At 75.7% G+C, this 14,716-nt stretch carries 12 protein-coding genes; 3 read left to right on the plus strand and 9 right to left on the minus strand.

What is annotated here, in order from left to right; genetic code table 11:
- Positions 1 to 92: 92 nt before the first annotated feature.
- The 6 genes from Sya03_RS13725 to Sya03_RS13750 form a co-directional block, all read right to left on the minus strand.
- Entirely contained in the window at positions 93 to 830 is a 738-nt protein-coding gene (locus Sya03_RS13725; RefSeq protein ID WP_239107459.1) for a YggS family pyridoxal phosphate-dependent enzyme, read from the minus strand.
- A gap of 43 nt (positions 831 to 873) precedes the next feature.
- Positions 874 to 2,016 carry a cell division protein FtsZ gene (gene ftsZ / locus Sya03_RS13730; protein ID WP_203938663.1) on the minus strand — a complete coding sequence of 381 codons (1,143 nt, stop codon included), beginning with the start codon at positions 2,014 to 2,016 and terminating at the stop codon, positions 874 to 876.
- A 273-nt stretch (positions 2,017 to 2,289) separates the two neighbouring features.
- Entirely contained in the window at positions 2,290 to 3,093 is an 804-nt protein-coding gene (locus tag Sya03_RS13735) for a cell division protein FtsQ/DivIB (protein ID WP_203938664.1), read from the minus strand.
- Positions 3,090 to 4,535: a UDP-N-acetylmuramate--L-alanine ligase gene (gene murC / locus Sya03_RS13740; RefSeq protein ID WP_370872011.1), complete on the minus strand. Its 1,446-nt coding sequence runs from the start codon at positions 4,533 to 4,535 to the stop codon at positions 3,090 to 3,092. Before murC ends, Sya03_RS13735 begins: the two co-directional genes overlap by 4 nt.
- A gap of 28 nt (positions 4,536 to 4,563) precedes the next feature.
- Positions 4,564 to 5,670 carry an undecaprenyldiphospho-muramoylpentapeptide beta-N-acetylglucosaminyltransferase gene (gene murG / locus Sya03_RS13745; RefSeq protein ID WP_203938666.1) on the minus strand — a complete coding sequence of 369 codons (1,107 nt, stop codon included), beginning with the start codon at positions 5,668 to 5,670 and terminating at the stop codon, positions 4,564 to 4,566.
- On the minus strand, positions 5,670 to 7,088 hold the full coding sequence (locus Sya03_RS13750; RefSeq protein ID WP_203938667.1) for an FtsW/RodA/SpoVE family cell cycle protein: 1,419 nt from the start codon (positions 7,086 to 7,088) through the stop codon (positions 5,670 to 5,672). The genes murG and Sya03_RS13750 overlap by 1 nt, the downstream gene beginning before the upstream one ends.
- 181 nt (positions 7,089 to 7,269) lie before the next feature.
- On the opposite strand from Sya03_RS13750, the gene Sya03_RS13755 reads away from it, so the two are divergent.
- The 3 genes from Sya03_RS13755 to Sya03_RS13765 are packed head-to-tail and all read left to right on the plus strand — an operon-like array spanning position 7,270 to position 10,621.
- Positions 7,270 to 7,971 (plus strand): hypothetical protein, encoded by a 702-nt coding sequence (locus Sya03_RS13755; protein WP_203938668.1) that lies wholly within the window; start codon positions 7,270 to 7,272, stop codon positions 7,969 to 7,971.
- A gap of 12 nt (positions 7,972 to 7,983) precedes the next feature.
- Complete coding sequence (locus tag Sya03_RS13760) at positions 7,984 to 9,963, plus strand: sensor histidine kinase (RefSeq protein ID WP_203938669.1); 1,980 nt, start codon at positions 7,984 to 7,986, stop codon at positions 9,961 to 9,963.
- Positions 9,953 to 10,621: a response regulator transcription factor gene (locus Sya03_RS13765; protein WP_203938670.1), complete on the plus strand. Its 669-nt coding sequence runs from the start codon at positions 9,953 to 9,955 to the stop codon at positions 10,619 to 10,621. The genes Sya03_RS13760 and Sya03_RS13765 overlap by 11 nt, the downstream gene beginning before the upstream one ends.
- 7 nt (positions 10,622 to 10,628) lie before the next feature.
- Here the strand turns inward: Sya03_RS13765 and mraY are convergent, their stop codons facing one another.
- Genes mraY through Sya03_RS13780 form a run of 3 tightly spaced genes read right to left on the minus strand, consistent with a single transcriptional unit; the run spans position 10,629 to position 14,682 of the window.
- Entirely contained in the window at positions 10,629 to 11,732 is a 1,104-nt protein-coding gene (mraY, locus tag Sya03_RS13770) for a phospho-N-acetylmuramoyl-pentapeptide-transferase (RefSeq protein ID WP_203938671.1), read from the minus strand.
- Positions 11,729 to 13,129 carry a UDP-N-acetylmuramoyl-tripeptide--D-alanyl-D-alanine ligase gene (locus tag Sya03_RS13775; RefSeq protein WP_203938672.1) on the minus strand — a complete coding sequence of 467 codons (1,401 nt, stop codon included), beginning with the start codon at positions 13,127 to 13,129 and terminating at the stop codon, positions 11,729 to 11,731. Before Sya03_RS13775 ends, mraY begins: the two co-directional genes overlap by 4 nt.
- Positions 13,126 to 14,682, minus strand: a complete 1,557-nt coding sequence (locus Sya03_RS13780) for a UDP-N-acetylmuramoyl-L-alanyl-D-glutamate--2,6-diaminopimelate ligase (RefSeq protein ID WP_203938673.1) — start codon at positions 14,680 to 14,682, stop codon at positions 13,126 to 13,128. The genes Sya03_RS13775 and Sya03_RS13780 overlap by 4 nt, the downstream gene beginning before the upstream one ends.
- Positions 14,683 to 14,716 lie beyond the last annotated feature (34 nt).

The following is a 14,716-nucleotide window of genomic DNA, read 5'->3' on the forward strand; positions in this document are numbered from 1 at the left end:
CGGAGGGGTGTCCCTCCCGAGGTCCCCCCGGCCCGCGCCGTCTTCCGTCGCGGTGAAACAACACGTATGTAATTCGGTACCCAGCCGTCAGGCTACCGCAGCCCAGGGCGCTTCCCGAGCAAAGCGCTGCCGATCCGTACGTGTGTCGCCCCGTACCGGACGGCGGCCTCGAGATCGGCGCTCATGCCCGCGGACACCGCGGTGGCCGCCGGGTACGCCGCCCGCAGACCCGCCGCGACCTCGGCGAGCCGCTCGAACGCGGCCTCCGGCTGCCAGCCGACCGGGGCGACCGCCATCACCCCGCCGAGCCGCAGCGCCGGCGCCTCGGCCACGGCGGCGGCGATCCGGTCCAGCGCCACCTCCGGGTCGGCGCCCGGGCCCGTCAGCGCGCCGCCGCGGGCCGGGTCGCCGTCGATGCTGACCTGGACGAGCACGTCGAGCGGCCGCTCGCGCAGGCGCCCGGCCGCGTCGGCCAGCGCGCGGGCCAGCCGCACCGAGTCGACGGACTGCACGACGTCGGCGTACCGGACGACGCTCTTGACCTTGTTCCTCTGCAGCTGCCCGACGAAGTGCCAGCGCAGGTCCGCACCGGCGGCGCGGACCTCGGCCGCCTTGGGCGCGGCGTCCTGGTCGCGGTTCTCCCCCACGTCGGTGACGCCGAGCGCGGCCAGGTGCAGCACGTCGGCCGCGGGATAGGTCTTCGTCACGGCCACCAGCCGGACGTCCGCCGCCGGCCGGCCCGCCGCGGCGCAGGCCGCCTCGATGCGCGCGGTCACCCGCGCGTGGGAGCCGGCCAGCTCGGCCCGGCGGTCGCCGCGATCGTCGTCCATGCCCATAGCAATATCGGACGACCGCCGCGCCGCCGGCGCCGGGTCAGGACCCGTTCTTGAGGAAGTCCGGCACGTCCACGTCGTCGAACAGCACGCGGCGCGGCGGCGGCGTGGTGGTCGCCGCGGCGGCCGGGGCCGGCACGGTGGCGGGCGGCGCCGCCGGCGACGTCGGCACCACCGGCTGCGGCGGGGCCTGGTGCACGACCTTGCGCTGCGACTCCGCCGGCTTGTAGGCGGGGGTGCCCCCGTCGAACCCGGCGGCGATGACGGTGACGCGGACCTCGTCGCCGAGGGCGTCGTCTATCACCGCGCCGAAGATGATGTTCGCGTCGGGGTGCGCCGCGTCCGTGACCAGCTGGGCCGCGTCGTTGATCTCGAACAGGCCCAGGTCGGACCCGCCGGCGATCGACAGCAGCACGCCGCGGGCGCCGTCCATGCTCTGCTCGAGCAGCGGGCTGGAGATCGCGGCCTCCGCGGCCTGCACCGCGCGGTCGTCGCCGCGGGCGCTGCCGATGCCCATGAGGGCGCTGCCCGCGCCGCTCATGACGCTCTTGACGTCGGCAAAGTCGAGGTTGATCAGACCCGGGGTGGTGATCAGGTCGGTGATGCCCTGCACACCGGAGAGCAGGACCTGGTCGGCCTGGCGGAACGCGTCCATCATGCTGATGCCGCGGTCGCCCAGGGCGAGCAGCCGGTCGTTCGGGATGACGATGAGCGTGTCGCACTGGTTGCGCAGCTCGTCGATGCCGGTCTCGGCCTGCACCTGGCGGCGCTTGCCCTCGAACGAGAACGGCCGGGTGACGACGCCGATGGTCAGCGCGCCGAGCTTGCGGGCGATGTTCGCCACGACGGGCGCGCCGCCGGTGCCGGTGCCGCCGCCCTCGCCGCAGGTCACGAAGACCATGTCGGCCCCCTTGAGGACCTCCTCGATCTCGTCGCGGTGGTCCTCGGCGGCGTTCTTGCCGACCTCGGGCTGCGCGCCGGCGCCGAGGCCCCGGGTCAGCTCCCGGCCGACGTCGAGCTTCACGTCGGCGTCGCTCATCAGCAACGCCTGCGCGTCGGTGTTGATCGCGATGAACTCGACGCCCTTGAGCCCAACCTCGATCATGCGGTTGACAGCGTTCACGCCGCCGCCACCGATCCCGACGACCTTGATGACCGCCAGGTAGTTGTGCGGAGGTGTCATGCGGGCTCAGCCTTCCCTTCCAAGGGTTGGCGGACGTCGACGGCCCCTGCGGCCTGGCCAGAACCGCCCTCGACATCCGCTCCGTACAAGGGAGGGAGAGGTGAACCCTCACCCTCTACTAGAGGCTTAGAGCTATGTCAACTACTGAGCCTCTGTGGGAAACGTATGCAAACGCCTCGCGTGATCCAAGGACCGACACGGCGTGTCGGCCGTCCACGACGTGCCGCATTTGCGACTCGGCCGTAACCAACGGCCGCGCCACCCGTTCGATCCTTATCGGATCGTGACCACGTCCGGGGCGCTGACGTCGATCGTGTCACCCTTCCGGGCCAGCAGGGAGGTGGCAACGCGAGCCTTGGTCGCGTTCTCCGTGTCGTCGCCCCAGATGATGGTCCGTCCCTTGGCGAGCGTCAGCTTGATGCGCGCCGGGGCCTCCACCGAGATCTCCGTCAGCTGCGCGCGCAGGTCGTCGGTCAGGGCGGCCAGCACCGTCAGCGCGGCCCTGGTGTTCACGTCGGACGGTCCGGGCGCCGCCAGCCGGGCGATGGGCAGCCCGGCGGGCGCCTCGGCCAGCTGCCGGTACGCGACGCCCTCGTCGTCGATGAGCTGCACGGTCTGCCCGGCCGGCACCGCCGCCACCGGGGTGCGCTCGACGACCTGGATCAGGATCCCGTGTGGCCAGTCGCGGGAGACGACGGCCTGGTCGACCGGGGCGATCGCCTCCACCCGCTCGCGCACCTCGTCGGTGTCCACCAGCGCCAGCGGCCGGCGGGCGGGGATGCCCGCCGCCGCGCGCACCTCCAGCGGCCCGGCGATCTCGGCGCCGTCGACCCGGACCTCGCGCACCCCGAACACCGCGGTGCCGTAGACGATCCACACCAGCAGGCCGGCCAGCGCCAGCACCCCGCCGCCGACCGCCCAGGGCGCCGCCGCGCGCAGCCGGCGCTGCCGGGCCCGGGCCATGAACCGGCGCACCGACGGCGGGACGGCGTCCGGGTCCGCCCGCACCAGCCGCCAGCGGCGGCCCGTGGCCACCCGCTCGGTGGTGCGGGTCCGGCCGCCGCCCGGGCCGGTCATCCGCGCCCGGCCGGAGCGTCGTCCCCGCTCTCCCCGAGCGCGGACAGCAGTTCGTCACCCATCAGCGAGATCGGCGGGGCACCCATGGTCACCACGACATCACCCGGGCGCGCCCGGCGGGCCACCTCGCCCGGCACGTCCTCCCACGAGGGGACGAACACCTTGCGGTCGGCGGGCAGGTCGATCGCCGCGTGCAGGGCGACGCCGCCCTCCCCCGGCCCGCGCACCTCGCCCGGCCCGAACACCTCCATGACCACGGCCTCGTCGGCCAGCGCCAGGGCCTCGGCGATGGCCGCCTGGTGGTCGCGGGTCCGGTACACCCGGTACGGCTGGAACACCACCAGCAGGCGGCCGTCGCCGGCCACCTCGCGCAGCGTGCTGATGGCGGCCTTCATCGACACCGGGTGGTACGCGTACTCGTCGTAGACCAGCACGCCGCGGGCGAGGCCCTTGCGCTCGAAGCGGCGGCGCACCCCCGGGAACGACGCCAGCGCCTCGACCACCGGCTCCAGGCCGATGCCGAGCTTCAGCGCGGTCAGCACGGCGGCGGCGCTGTTCAGGCCCATGTGCCGGCCCGGCACCGGCAGGTGCAGCTCGCCCAGCTCGACGCCGTCGAGGTTGGCCCGGTAGCGCACGCCCGACGCCGACGACGACACGCTCGTCAGGCGCAGGTTCGCGTCCTCGGCCTCGCCGTAGGTGAACACGGGCCGCCCGGCGAGGCGGACCAGCCCGGCGAGCCGCCGCCCGCCCGGGTCGTCGGCGCAGGTCACGACGAAGCCGTCCGCCGACGTCAGCCCGGCGAACTCGGCGAACGCGGCCTCCAGCGTCGCCATGTCGCCGTAGGTGTTCAGGTGGTCCTCGTCGACGTTCGTGACGATCGAGACGTGCGGCCGGTAGAGCAGGAACGACCGGTCGCTCTCGTCGGCCTCCGCCACGAAGTGCGGGCCGGTGCCGTGGTGGCCGTTCGAGCCCGCCTCGGAGATCTCGCCGCCGATGACGAACGACGGGTCCTGCCCGGCGTGCTGCAGGATCACCGTCATGATCGACGTGGTGGTGGTCTTGCCGTGGGTGCCGGCCACCGCGATCGTCTGCCGGCCGGTCATCGCCGCCGCCAGGCACTCGGAGCGGTGCAGCACCCGCAGGCCCCGGCGGCGCGCCTCGGCCAGCTCGACGTGGTCCTGCGGGATGGCGGTCGAGTAGACGACCGTGTCGACGCCGTCCAGGTTCGACGCCTCGTGCGCCATGTGGATCGTGCCGCCGAGCGCCCGCAGCGCCGCCAGGTGCGGCCACGCCTTCAGCTCGCTGCCCGACACGGGGACGCCCCGGGTCAGCAGCAGCCGGGCGAGCCCGCTCATGCCCACGCCGCCGACGCCGATCAGGTGGACCCGGCCCAGGTCCTCGGCGGTCAGCGTGCCGGCCGGGGTCAGCTCCGCGGTGTTCACGCGCCACACTCCAGGGTTGCCGGGGCGGTCACCGGGCGACCGCCTCGTAGACGAAGTTCATGAGGGCGACGTCGCCGTCGCGCCGGCCGTACGTCGCGGCCGCCTGGCCCATCTGCGCGAGCCGGTGGGGGTCGCGCGCCAGCGGGATCACCGTACGCTCCACCCAGTCCGGGGTGACGTCCGCGTTGTCGACCAGCACGCCGCCGCCCGTCTCCACCACCGGCAGGGCGTTGCGCTTCTGCTCCTGGTTGCTGTGCGGGTACGGCACGTAGATCGCGGGCACCCCGAGCGCGGTGGTCTCGGCGACCGTGATCGCGCCGCCGCGGCACAGCATCAGGTCGGCCACCGCGTAGCCGAGCTGCATGTCCGACAGGTACGGCACCACCACGTACGGCACCGGCAGGTCGGAGGGCACGTCGAACGGCTCGTTGCGCCCGCCCTGCACGTGCAGCACCTGCACCCCGGCGTGGGCCAGCTTCTTCGCCGCCCCGGCGACCGCCACGTTGATCGTGCGCGCGCCGGAGGAGCCGCCCGAGACGAACAGCACCGGCAGGTCGGGGCGCAGCCCGAAGTGGGCCAGCGCCTGCGGCCGCAGCGCCGCCCGGTCGAGCTGGGTGATGCCGGTGCGCAGCGGCACCCCGACGACGCGGGCGTCGCGCAGCGACTCGGCCTGCTGCACCTGGTGGCCGAAGCCGACCGCCACGTTCTTCGTGAACTTCATGCCCATCCGGTTCGCCACGCCCGGCGGCACGTTGACCTCGTGGATGACGATGGGCAGCTCGCGCCGCCACGCCGCCAGGTACGCCGGCACCGACACGTACCCGCCGAAGCCGACGACCGCGTCGGCCTGCACCTCGTCGATCACTTTGCCGGCCGCGTGCGCCGCCTTCCACATCCGGTCCGGGGTGCGGATCAGGTTGAGGTTGACCGAGCGGGGCAGCTGGTACGCCGGGATGACCCGCAGGTCGTAGCCGGCCGGCGGGATGAGGTCGTTCTCCATGCCGCTGGGGCTGCCCAGGGTGGTGATGCGCACCCGCGGGTCGTGCCGGCGCAGGCAGTCCGCGAAGGCGAGCAGCGGGTAGATGTGCCCCCCGGTGCCACCTCCGGCGAGCACGACCGACCGCAGCTGACCCATCACCGTCTCCTCTCGGCCCCCGCTCCGGCTCCGGTTCCGGCCGAGGGCCGCGGCACCGCGCCGACGCCAGGGCGCGGCGGGGCCGGCCGCCGCGGCGGGGGTAGCGGCGGCAGCGGGGCCCAGACTAGCCGCACCCATCTGGCGGGCGGACGGGCGTGCAGGGCCCGGGCCGCGTCCGGCTCGGCGCGGGCGAACGACGCCAGCATGCCGATCGCCGCCAGGGTCACGACCAGGGCGGATCCGCCGTCGGAGATGAACGGCAGGGGCAGCCCGGTGATGGGCAGCAGGCCGACGACGCCGCCGATGTTGATGACGGCCTGGGCGACCAGCCAGGTGGTGATGGCCACGGCGGCGAGCCGGCGGAACGGGTCGCCGACGCGCCGGGCGATCCGGAAGCCGGTGTAGGCGAGCACCGCGAACAGGGCGAGCACCACCACGCAGCCGACGACGCCCAGCTCCTCGGCGATCACCGCGTAGATGAAGTCGGTGCCGGCGGCGGGCAGCCAGTCCCACTTGAGCGTGCTCTTGCCGAGCCCCACCCCGAACCAGCCGCCCTCGCTGATCGCGGAGCGGGCCTGCAGGATCTGGTAGCAGGCGTCGGCGTCGCACTTCTCCAGCGGCTGCAGGAACGTGGTGAGCCGGGCGAGGCGGTAGTTCTCCTCGCCGGCCCGGCCGGACCCGGCGCCGCGCGACGCCGCCGCGATGAGCAGCGCGATGCCGGCCAGGCCGAGCACGCCCAGCCCGGCGAAGATGCGCAGCCGCACCCCGGCCGCCCAGAGCAGGCCGATGACGATGGCCAGCATGACCAGCATCGTGCCGAGGTCGTTGTAGCCGACGATGACGAACAGCAGGCCGACCACCGGGAACAGCGGGTTCGCCAGCTCCCGCCAGTAGCCCAGGGCGGCGCCCTTGCGGGCGATCAGGTTCGCGCCCCACAGCACCAGGCCCAGCTTCGCCAGCTCCGACGGCTGCACCTGGATCGGGCCCAGGTACAGCCACAGCAGGTTCGCCTTGAGCGGGCCCAGCTCCGGCTCGGCCAGCACCTTCGCCCCGTGCAGCGCGACCAGCACGTCGAGGATGACCAGCAGCACCACGGACACGCCCAGCACGGCGATGCCCAGCGTGGCCAGGGTGCCGGCGGGCAGCCGCTGGCACACCCAGAAGCCGACCAGCCCGATGATCGCGAACAGCACCTGGTTGAGCATCATGCTGAACGCGCTGCCGTGCTCCGCGTACGCCTTCACGCTGGTGGCGGAGAAGACCATCGTCAGGCCGATGACCAGCAGCAGCCCGGAGCTGGCGATCAGCAGGTAGTAGGACGCCAGCGGGCGGGCCAGCACGCCGCGGATCATCGCGAAGCCGCCGATGAAGCCGAAGACCTGGTCGTTGTCGGTGCGCCGCTCCGTCTCCGTCCCCATGTGGACCATCATCGACGCCCGGCGTGCCGTGCGGCGGCACGCCGGAGCGCGTGTCGCGCCGCGGTTTCGCCGGGACACATGTCCCGGGCGCAGTGCCCGGGACGCCGGGACACCGGCCTCAGGCGGGCGGGGCGGCGGGCGGGCGACCGTGGTGGCACACCCGATCCAGGAGGTCAGAAACGTGTCCACCACCACCGTCTCCCCCGCTCCCGCCGCCCACGAGGCGGCTGCCCCGGCCCGGCGCGGGCCCGTCGTCGGCCGCCGCGTCGCCGCCGTCGCCCTCGTCGCCGGCGCCGCCCTGAACACCGCCCAGGCCGTCCTGACCGGGCTGGTCCTCGGCGGCCGGGACCGCACCGGGGAGCAGGAGATCGCCGCCGCCGTCGCCCACCCGCAGGCGGTGCTCGCCGTGGCGCTGCTCGGGCTGGCGTCCGTCCCGCCGCTGCTCATCGGTTTCCAGGCCACGGCGCACCTGGTCCGCGCCCGGCTGCCCCGCGTCGGCGCGGCCGCCGCCCTGCTCACCTTCGTGGGCGTGCTCGGCTTCCTCGGCCTGCACGGCGTCATGCTCGCCCAGAGCATCCTGGTCGGCGCCGGGCACGCCGGCGCGGTGCCCGCGCTCCAGGAGAGCCCGCTCGCGCTGGTCGTCGTGGCGCCGTTCCTGCTCGGCATGTTCGGCGGCACCGCCCTGCTGGCCGGCGGCCTCGCCGTCACCCGCGGCGTGCCGCGCTGGATCCCCGTCGCGTACGGCCTGTTCTGGGTGCTCGACCTCGCCGTGGGCGCCGTCGGCCCGGTCGACCCGCACTGGCTGTTCCTCGCCGCGTCCACCGGCATCGCCGTCGCCGTGCTGCGAGCGGGTGACCAGCGGTGGACCGCCGGCCGGCTCTGATCTGATCAGCGCATGATCCGCCGCCACACCGCCGCGCTGCTCGGCCTGCTGGCCGTGGCCGCCGCCGCGGCCGGGGTGACCCTGCACCTGGGCACCCCGGCCGCGGCGCGCGCGCCGCTGTTCGACACCCCCGAGGCCACCTACGGACCCGCCGCCGCGGTCGTCGCCGTGCTGCTGCTGTGGCGGCGCCCGGCGAACCGGCCCGCCTGGCTGCTGCTGGGCAGCGGGCTGGCCGCCGCCGGGTACGTGGCCGGCCGCGCGCTCGCCGCCCACCCCGGCGTCCCGGCGGCCCTGGCCGGCGCCGGCGGCTGGCTCGCCCGCTGGACGTGGGCGCCGGCGTACCTGATCGTCGTGGGTCTGCTGCCGCTGCTGTGGCCCGACGGCCGCCCGCCGTCGCCGCGCTGGCGGCCCGCCGTGGCGCTGACCGCCGCGCTGCTGGTGACCGTGACGGTCGGGGCCGCGCTGGACCCGGCGGTCGCGGGCGGCCGGGCCAACCCGCTCGGCATGCCGGCCCTCGGCGCGGTGGTGCCCGCGCTGCGGGTGGCGTTCGCCGTGCTGACGCCGCTCGTGGTGCTGCTCGCGGTGGCGGCGCTGGTGGTGCGGTTCCGCCGGGCCGGGGCGGCGCAGCGGCGGCAGATCGCCTGGTTCGGCTACGCCGTGGCGCTCACCGCCGCCGTGTCGTTCGCGGGGCCGTGGCAGCTGCGCCTCGCCGTGGCGGTCGCGGTGCCGGTCGCCGTCGGCGTCGCGGTGACCCGGCACCGGCTGTACGACATCGACGCCCTGGTCAGCCGCACACTGCTGGGCGTCGTCGTGCTCGCCGTCCTGGCGCTGGTCTACGCGGCCGCGGCGGGCTGGGCGGGCGCGCTGGTCACCGGCGGCTCGCGGGTGCCCGGGTTCCTCGCCGCGGTCGCCGTCGCGCTGGTGTTCGCGCCCGTGCGCGACCGGGCCCGGCGGGCCGTCAACCGGCTGCTGTTCGGGGCGCGGGCCGACCCGTACCGGCTGCTCACCGGCATCGCCGACCGCCTGCAGGGCGCGCCCGCCCCGGCCGCGGCGCTTCGGGTGCTCGCCGCCGAGACCGCCGCCGGGCTGCGCCTGCCCGGGGTGGCCGTCGACGTCGTCGGCGCCGACGGGCGTACCGTGTCGGCCGCCGCCGGGTCGCCGGTCGGCCCCGACGGGGTCCGGCTGCCGCTGGTGTGGCTGGGCGAGACGATCGGCGAGCTGCGGGCGGCGCCCCGGCGCGGCACCGACCGGCTCGACCTGGCCGACGACGCGGTGCTGCGGGAGCTGGCCCGGCAGGGCGCCGCCGTCGCGTACGCCGTCCGCCTCGCCGCCGAGCTGCAGCACTCCCGGGAGCGGCTGGTCGGCGCCCGCGAGGAGGAGCGCCGCCGGCTGCGCCGGGACCTGCACGACGGCCTCGGCCCGCAGCTGTCCGCCGTGGTCATGACGCTGGACGCGGCGGCCGCCGTGGCCGGGCGGGGCCACGCCGAGCGGGCGGCCGGGCTCGTCGCGCAGGCCCGCGACCAGGCCGGCGCCGCCGTGCAGGACGTCCGGCGGGTGGTCCGCGGCCTGCGCCCGCCCGCCCTCGACGAGCTGGGCCTGGTGGACGCGATCCGCACCACCGGCCCGGCCGCCGCGCCCGGCGGGCCTGCCGTCACCGTCGAGGCGGACGCGCTGCCCGAGCTGCCCGCCGCCGTGGAGGTCGCCGCGTACCACGTCGTGCAGGAGGCCGTCACGAACGCCGTCCGGCACGCCGCGCCCGGCGCGGTGACCGTCCGGCTCACCGGCGCCGCCGGCGAACTGCTCGTCGAGGTCACCGACGACGGCGCCGGCCTGCCCGCGGACCGCGCCGACGGCGTCGGGCTGCGCTCCCTGCGCGACCGCGCCGCCGAGCTGGGCGGCGAGCTGACGGTCGGGCCCGCCCCCGGCGGCGGCACCCGGGTGGCGGCGCGACTGCCGCTGCCGGACCAGGCAGGATGGCCCGATGACCACTGACCCGGCCGAGACCGGCCCGCTGCGGGTGGTGATCGCCGACGACCACCCGGTGTTCCGGCAGGGCCTGCGCGCCCTGCTCGACGCGATCGGCGTCGAGGTGGCCGGCGAGGCCGCGGACGGGGCGGCGGCCGTCGAGGTGTGCCGCGCCGTGCGGCCCGACGTGCTGCTGCTCGACCTGCACATGCCCCAGGTCAGCGGCGTGGAGGCCACCCGGCGGCTGGCCGTCGAGTGCCCGGGAACGGCCGTGCTCGTGCTGACCATGTACGACGACGACCAGATGGTGCTCGCCGCCGTGCGGGCCGGGGCGCGCGGCTACCTGCTCAAGGGCGCCGGCCAGGAGGAGATCGGCCGGGCCGTGCGGGCCGTCGCCGGCGGCGCCATGATCTACGGCGCGGGCGTCGGCGAGCGGCTCGTCACCGCCCTGGCCGGTCCGGCCGCCGCCGGGCCGGAGCCGTTCCCGGAGCTGTCGCCGCGGGAACGGGAGATCCTCGACCTGATGGCCCGCGGCGACGGCAACGCGGCCATCGCCCGCCGCCTGCACCTGTCGGAGAAGACGGTGCGCAACAACGTGTCGCACATCTTCGTCAAGCTGCGGGTGGCCGACCGGGTGCAGGCCGTCGTGCGGGCGCGCGAGGCGGGGCTGGGCACCGGCCCGTGAGCCGGGCTCAGCCCATGACCGCCAGGAAGTCGCTGTAGAACAGGCCGAGGCCGATGGCCACGCCGATGCCGGCGACGATCCAGAACCGCACCACGATGTTGACCTCGGACCAGCCGGCCAGCTCGAAGTGGTGCTGCAGCGGCGACATGCGGAACACCCGCTTGCCGGTCGTCTTGAACGAGATGATCTGGATGACGACCGACATCGTGATGATGACGAACAGGCCGCCGAGGATCACGGCGAGCAGCGTGGTGCGGGTCGCCATCGCCAGGCCGCCGATGAGGCCGCCCAGGCCGAGCGCGCCCGTGTCGCCCATGAAGATGCGGGCCGGCGACGTGTTCCACCACAGGAAGCCCACGCACGCCCCGGCCGCCGCCCCGGCGATCAGCGCGATCTCCAGCGGGTCGCGCACCTGGTAGCAGTACTCGGCGGTGCGGGCGTAGTTGGTGTCGCCGCACCAGTGCCGGTACTGCCAGAACGCGATCACCGAGTACGAGCCGAGGACCAGGATGGACGCGCCGGTGGCCAGGCCGTCGAGGCCGTCGGTGAGGTTCACGCCGTTCGACATGCTCATGATGACGAAGACGAACACCAGCACCGAGCCGACCTTGCCGACGTCGAGCCAGCTGATGTCGCGGATGAACGAGATGTTCTCGCTGGCCACCGTCTGGCCGTTGGTGCTCGGGAAGTACAGCGCGGCGACCGCGAAGCCGGTGCCGACGACGAGCTGGCCGAACAGCTTGCCCTTGGCGGACAGGCCGTTGGAGTTGCGCCGGCGCACCTTGAGGAAGTCGTCGAGGAAGCCGACGGCGCCGCAGAAGACGAACAGGCCCAGCAGCACCAGCGCGGTCATCGTCGGGCCGACCTGCGCGATCTGCTGCTCCGGCAGCGTGGTCAGCGCGAGGTGCCCGGCCACGTAGGCGACGACGGTGGCGATGATGAACGCCACGCCGCCCATCGTGGGCGTGCCCTTCTTGCCCAGGTGGGTCTGCGGGCCGATGGTGCGGATCGGCTGGCCCGCCTTGAGCGCCCGGAACACCTTGATCGCGACCGGGGTGCCGAGCAGCGAGACGATGAAGGCGACCGCGATCGCCACGATGACGGCCCTCACGCGGTCACCACCGGCAGGGTCGCGGGGTCGCGCAGCGCGTCGGCGACCTCCCAGGTCCGGTAGCGCGACGCCTTCACGAGCACGACGTCGCCGGACCGCAGGTCGCGGGCCAGCTCGGCCACGGCGGCCGGCTGGTCGGGCACCACGATCTCCTTCCCCGTCCAGCCCGCGTGCGCGCGGGCCCCCTCGGCGATGGGCGCCGCCGCGGCGTCGACCACCACGAGCCGGTCGACGCCCAGCTCGGCGGCGAGCCGGCCGACCTGGGCGTGGCCCTCGTGCTCGAAGTCGCCCAGCTCGGCCATGTAGCCCAGCACGGCGGTGGTGCGCCGGCCCGCGCCGACGGCGGCCAGCGCCCGCAGCGCGGTCGCCACCGAACCCGGGTTGGCGTTGTACGAGTCGTCGATGACCGTCACGCCGTCGGGCCGGTCGAACACGTCCATCCGGCGGGTGGAGACGAGCCGCAGCTCGCCCAGCGCCTGCGGCAGCTCGGCGAACGGCATGCCCAGCTCCAGCGCGACGGCGGCGGCCGCGAGGGTGTTGCCGACCTGGTGCCGCCCGCTGACCGCGAGCGTCACCGCCGCCCGGCCGTGCGCGGTGACCAGGGTGTACGAGGCCCGCCCGCGCTCGTCGAGCGTGACGTCCTCGGCGCGCACGTCGGCGTCGGCGGCCTCGCCGACCAGCACGACCCGCCCGCGCGTGCGTGCCGCCATCGCCCGCACCCGCGGGTCGTCGGCGTTGAGGACCGCCACGCCGCCGTCGGCGGGCACGGCCTCGGCCAGCTCACCCTTGGCCAGCGCGATGTTCTCCACCGAGCCGAACTCGCCGATGTGCGAGGTGCCGACGTTCAGCACCACGCCGATGCGCGGCGGGGCGACGTCGCACAGGTGCTTGATGTGGCCGATGCCGCGGGCGCCCATCTCCAGCACGAGGAAGCGCGTCTCCGCTCCGGCTTTGAGCACCGTCCACGGGTGGCCGAGCTCGTTGTTGAACGAGCCGGGCGGCGCGACCGTGGGGCCGATCCGGGCGGCGAGCTGCGCGGTCAGATCCTTGGTGGTGGTCTTGCCGGACGAGCCGGTGAGCCCGACGACGGTCAGCTGAGGGAGCCGGTCCGCCACGTGCCGGGCCAGCCGGGCCAGCGCCGCCAGCGGGTCGTCGACCAGCACCCCGGGCACGCCGGTGTCGCGGGTGCCGAGCACGCCGGTGGCGCCCCGGCCCACGGCGGCGGCGGCGAAGTCGTGGCCGTCGACCTTGGCGCCGTCGAACGCGACGAACAGGCCGCCCGGGCCCACCTCGCGGGAGTCGAACTCCACGGACCCGGTCACCACCTCCGCGCCGGTGCCGTGGACGAGCTCGCCGCCGGTGGCCGCGGCCACCTCGGCGAGGGTCAGGTCGATCATGCGGTGGTCCCCTCGGCGATCGCCCGCAGCGCGTCGGCGAGCTCGACCCGGTCGTCGAACGGCAGCACCTGCCCGTCCACCTCCTGGCCCCGTTCGTGTCCCTTGCCCAGCAGGGCGACGACGTCGGCGGCCCCGGCGAGGCGGACGGCCTCGTCGATCGCGGCGCGCCGGCCCGCGACCTCGATGATCTTAGAGGCAGCGCCGGCCTGCTCCGCGCCCGCGCGCACCGCCGACCGGATCGCCGCCGGGTCCTCGGTGCGCGGGTTGTCGTCGGTCACGACGACCAGGTCGGCGCCGCGGGCCGCCGCCGCGCCCATCAGCGGGCGCTTGCCGGTGTCGCGGTCGCCGCCCGCGCCGATGACGCAGAGCAGCCGGCCGCCGCGGCTGCCCGCCAGCTCGCGCAGCGCCGCCAGCGCCGCGACGATGGCGTCGGGCTTGTGCGCGTAGTCGACGACGCCCAGCGGGCCGCCCGCCGCGCCGCCCGCCGCGCCGCCCGCCGACGGCACCTGCTCCAGCCGGCCGGGCACCCCCGGGCACGCCGCGACGCCGCGCGCCGCCGTCGCCGGGTCGACCCCGACGGCGCTCAGCAGCGCGATCGCCAGCAGGGCGTTCGCCACGTTGTGGGTGCCGGGCAGCGCCACCCCCGCACGCACGGGGCCGGCCGGGCCGAGCGCCGTGAACCGCTGGGCGTAGCCGTCGGTCGTCACGTCCGCGGCGCGCCACGTCGCCGCCGGGTCGCCCGCCGCCGAGTAGGTGACGGTGTGCGGGCGCAGCAGCGGCGCCAGCGCCGGGTCGTCGCGGTTGATCACCTCGACGTCGCTGCGGCCGTCGAACAGCTTCGCCTTGGCCGCGAAGTAGTCGTCCACATCGGCGTGGAAGTCGAGGTGGTCGAGGCCGAAGTTGGTGAAGCCGCCCGCCGCGAAGCGCACCCCGCCGACCCGGCCCATCGCCAGCGCGTGGCTGGACACCTCCATCACCACGTCGGTGACGCCCGCCTCGGCGGCCGCGGCGAACAGCGCCTGCAGGTCCGTCGCCTCGGGGGTGGTGCGGGCGCTGTCGACGCGCAGCTCCCCCAGCCGGGTCTCCACGGTGCCGATCAGGCCGGTGACCCGGCCCGCCGCGCGCAGGCCCGACTCGACCAGGTACGCCGTGGACGTCTTGCCGGCCGTGCCGGTGATGCCGACGATGCGCAGCGTGCGGGTCGGGTGGCCGTAGACGGCGGCCGCCACCGCGCCGAGCACCCCGCGCGGTTCGTCCGCGACGAGCGCCGGCACCCCGGCCGCCGCCGCGGCGGGCGCGCCGGCCGCGTCGGTGAGCACGGCCACCGCCCCCGCGGCCACCGCCCCGGGCACGAAGTCGGCGCCGTGGCGCCGGGCGCCGGGCAGGGCGGCGAACAGGTCACCGGGGCGCACCGCGTCGCTGGCGTGCGTCACGCCGGTGACGGCGACGTCCGCGGGGCCGTCCTGCGCGGTCAGCGCCACGCCGGCCACGGCGGTCGCCAGGTCGGCGAGCCGCTGGGGGGCGACGGTGCTGGGGCGGGGAAGACCGGGCACGGCGTCAGACCCTACCCGGTGCGCCGCCCCGGCC

It is taken from the genome of Spirilliplanes yamanashiensis (assembly GCF_016863475.1).
GTDB lineage: Bacteria > Actinomycetota > Actinomycetes > Mycobacteriales > Micromonosporaceae > Spirilliplanes > Spirilliplanes yamanashiensis.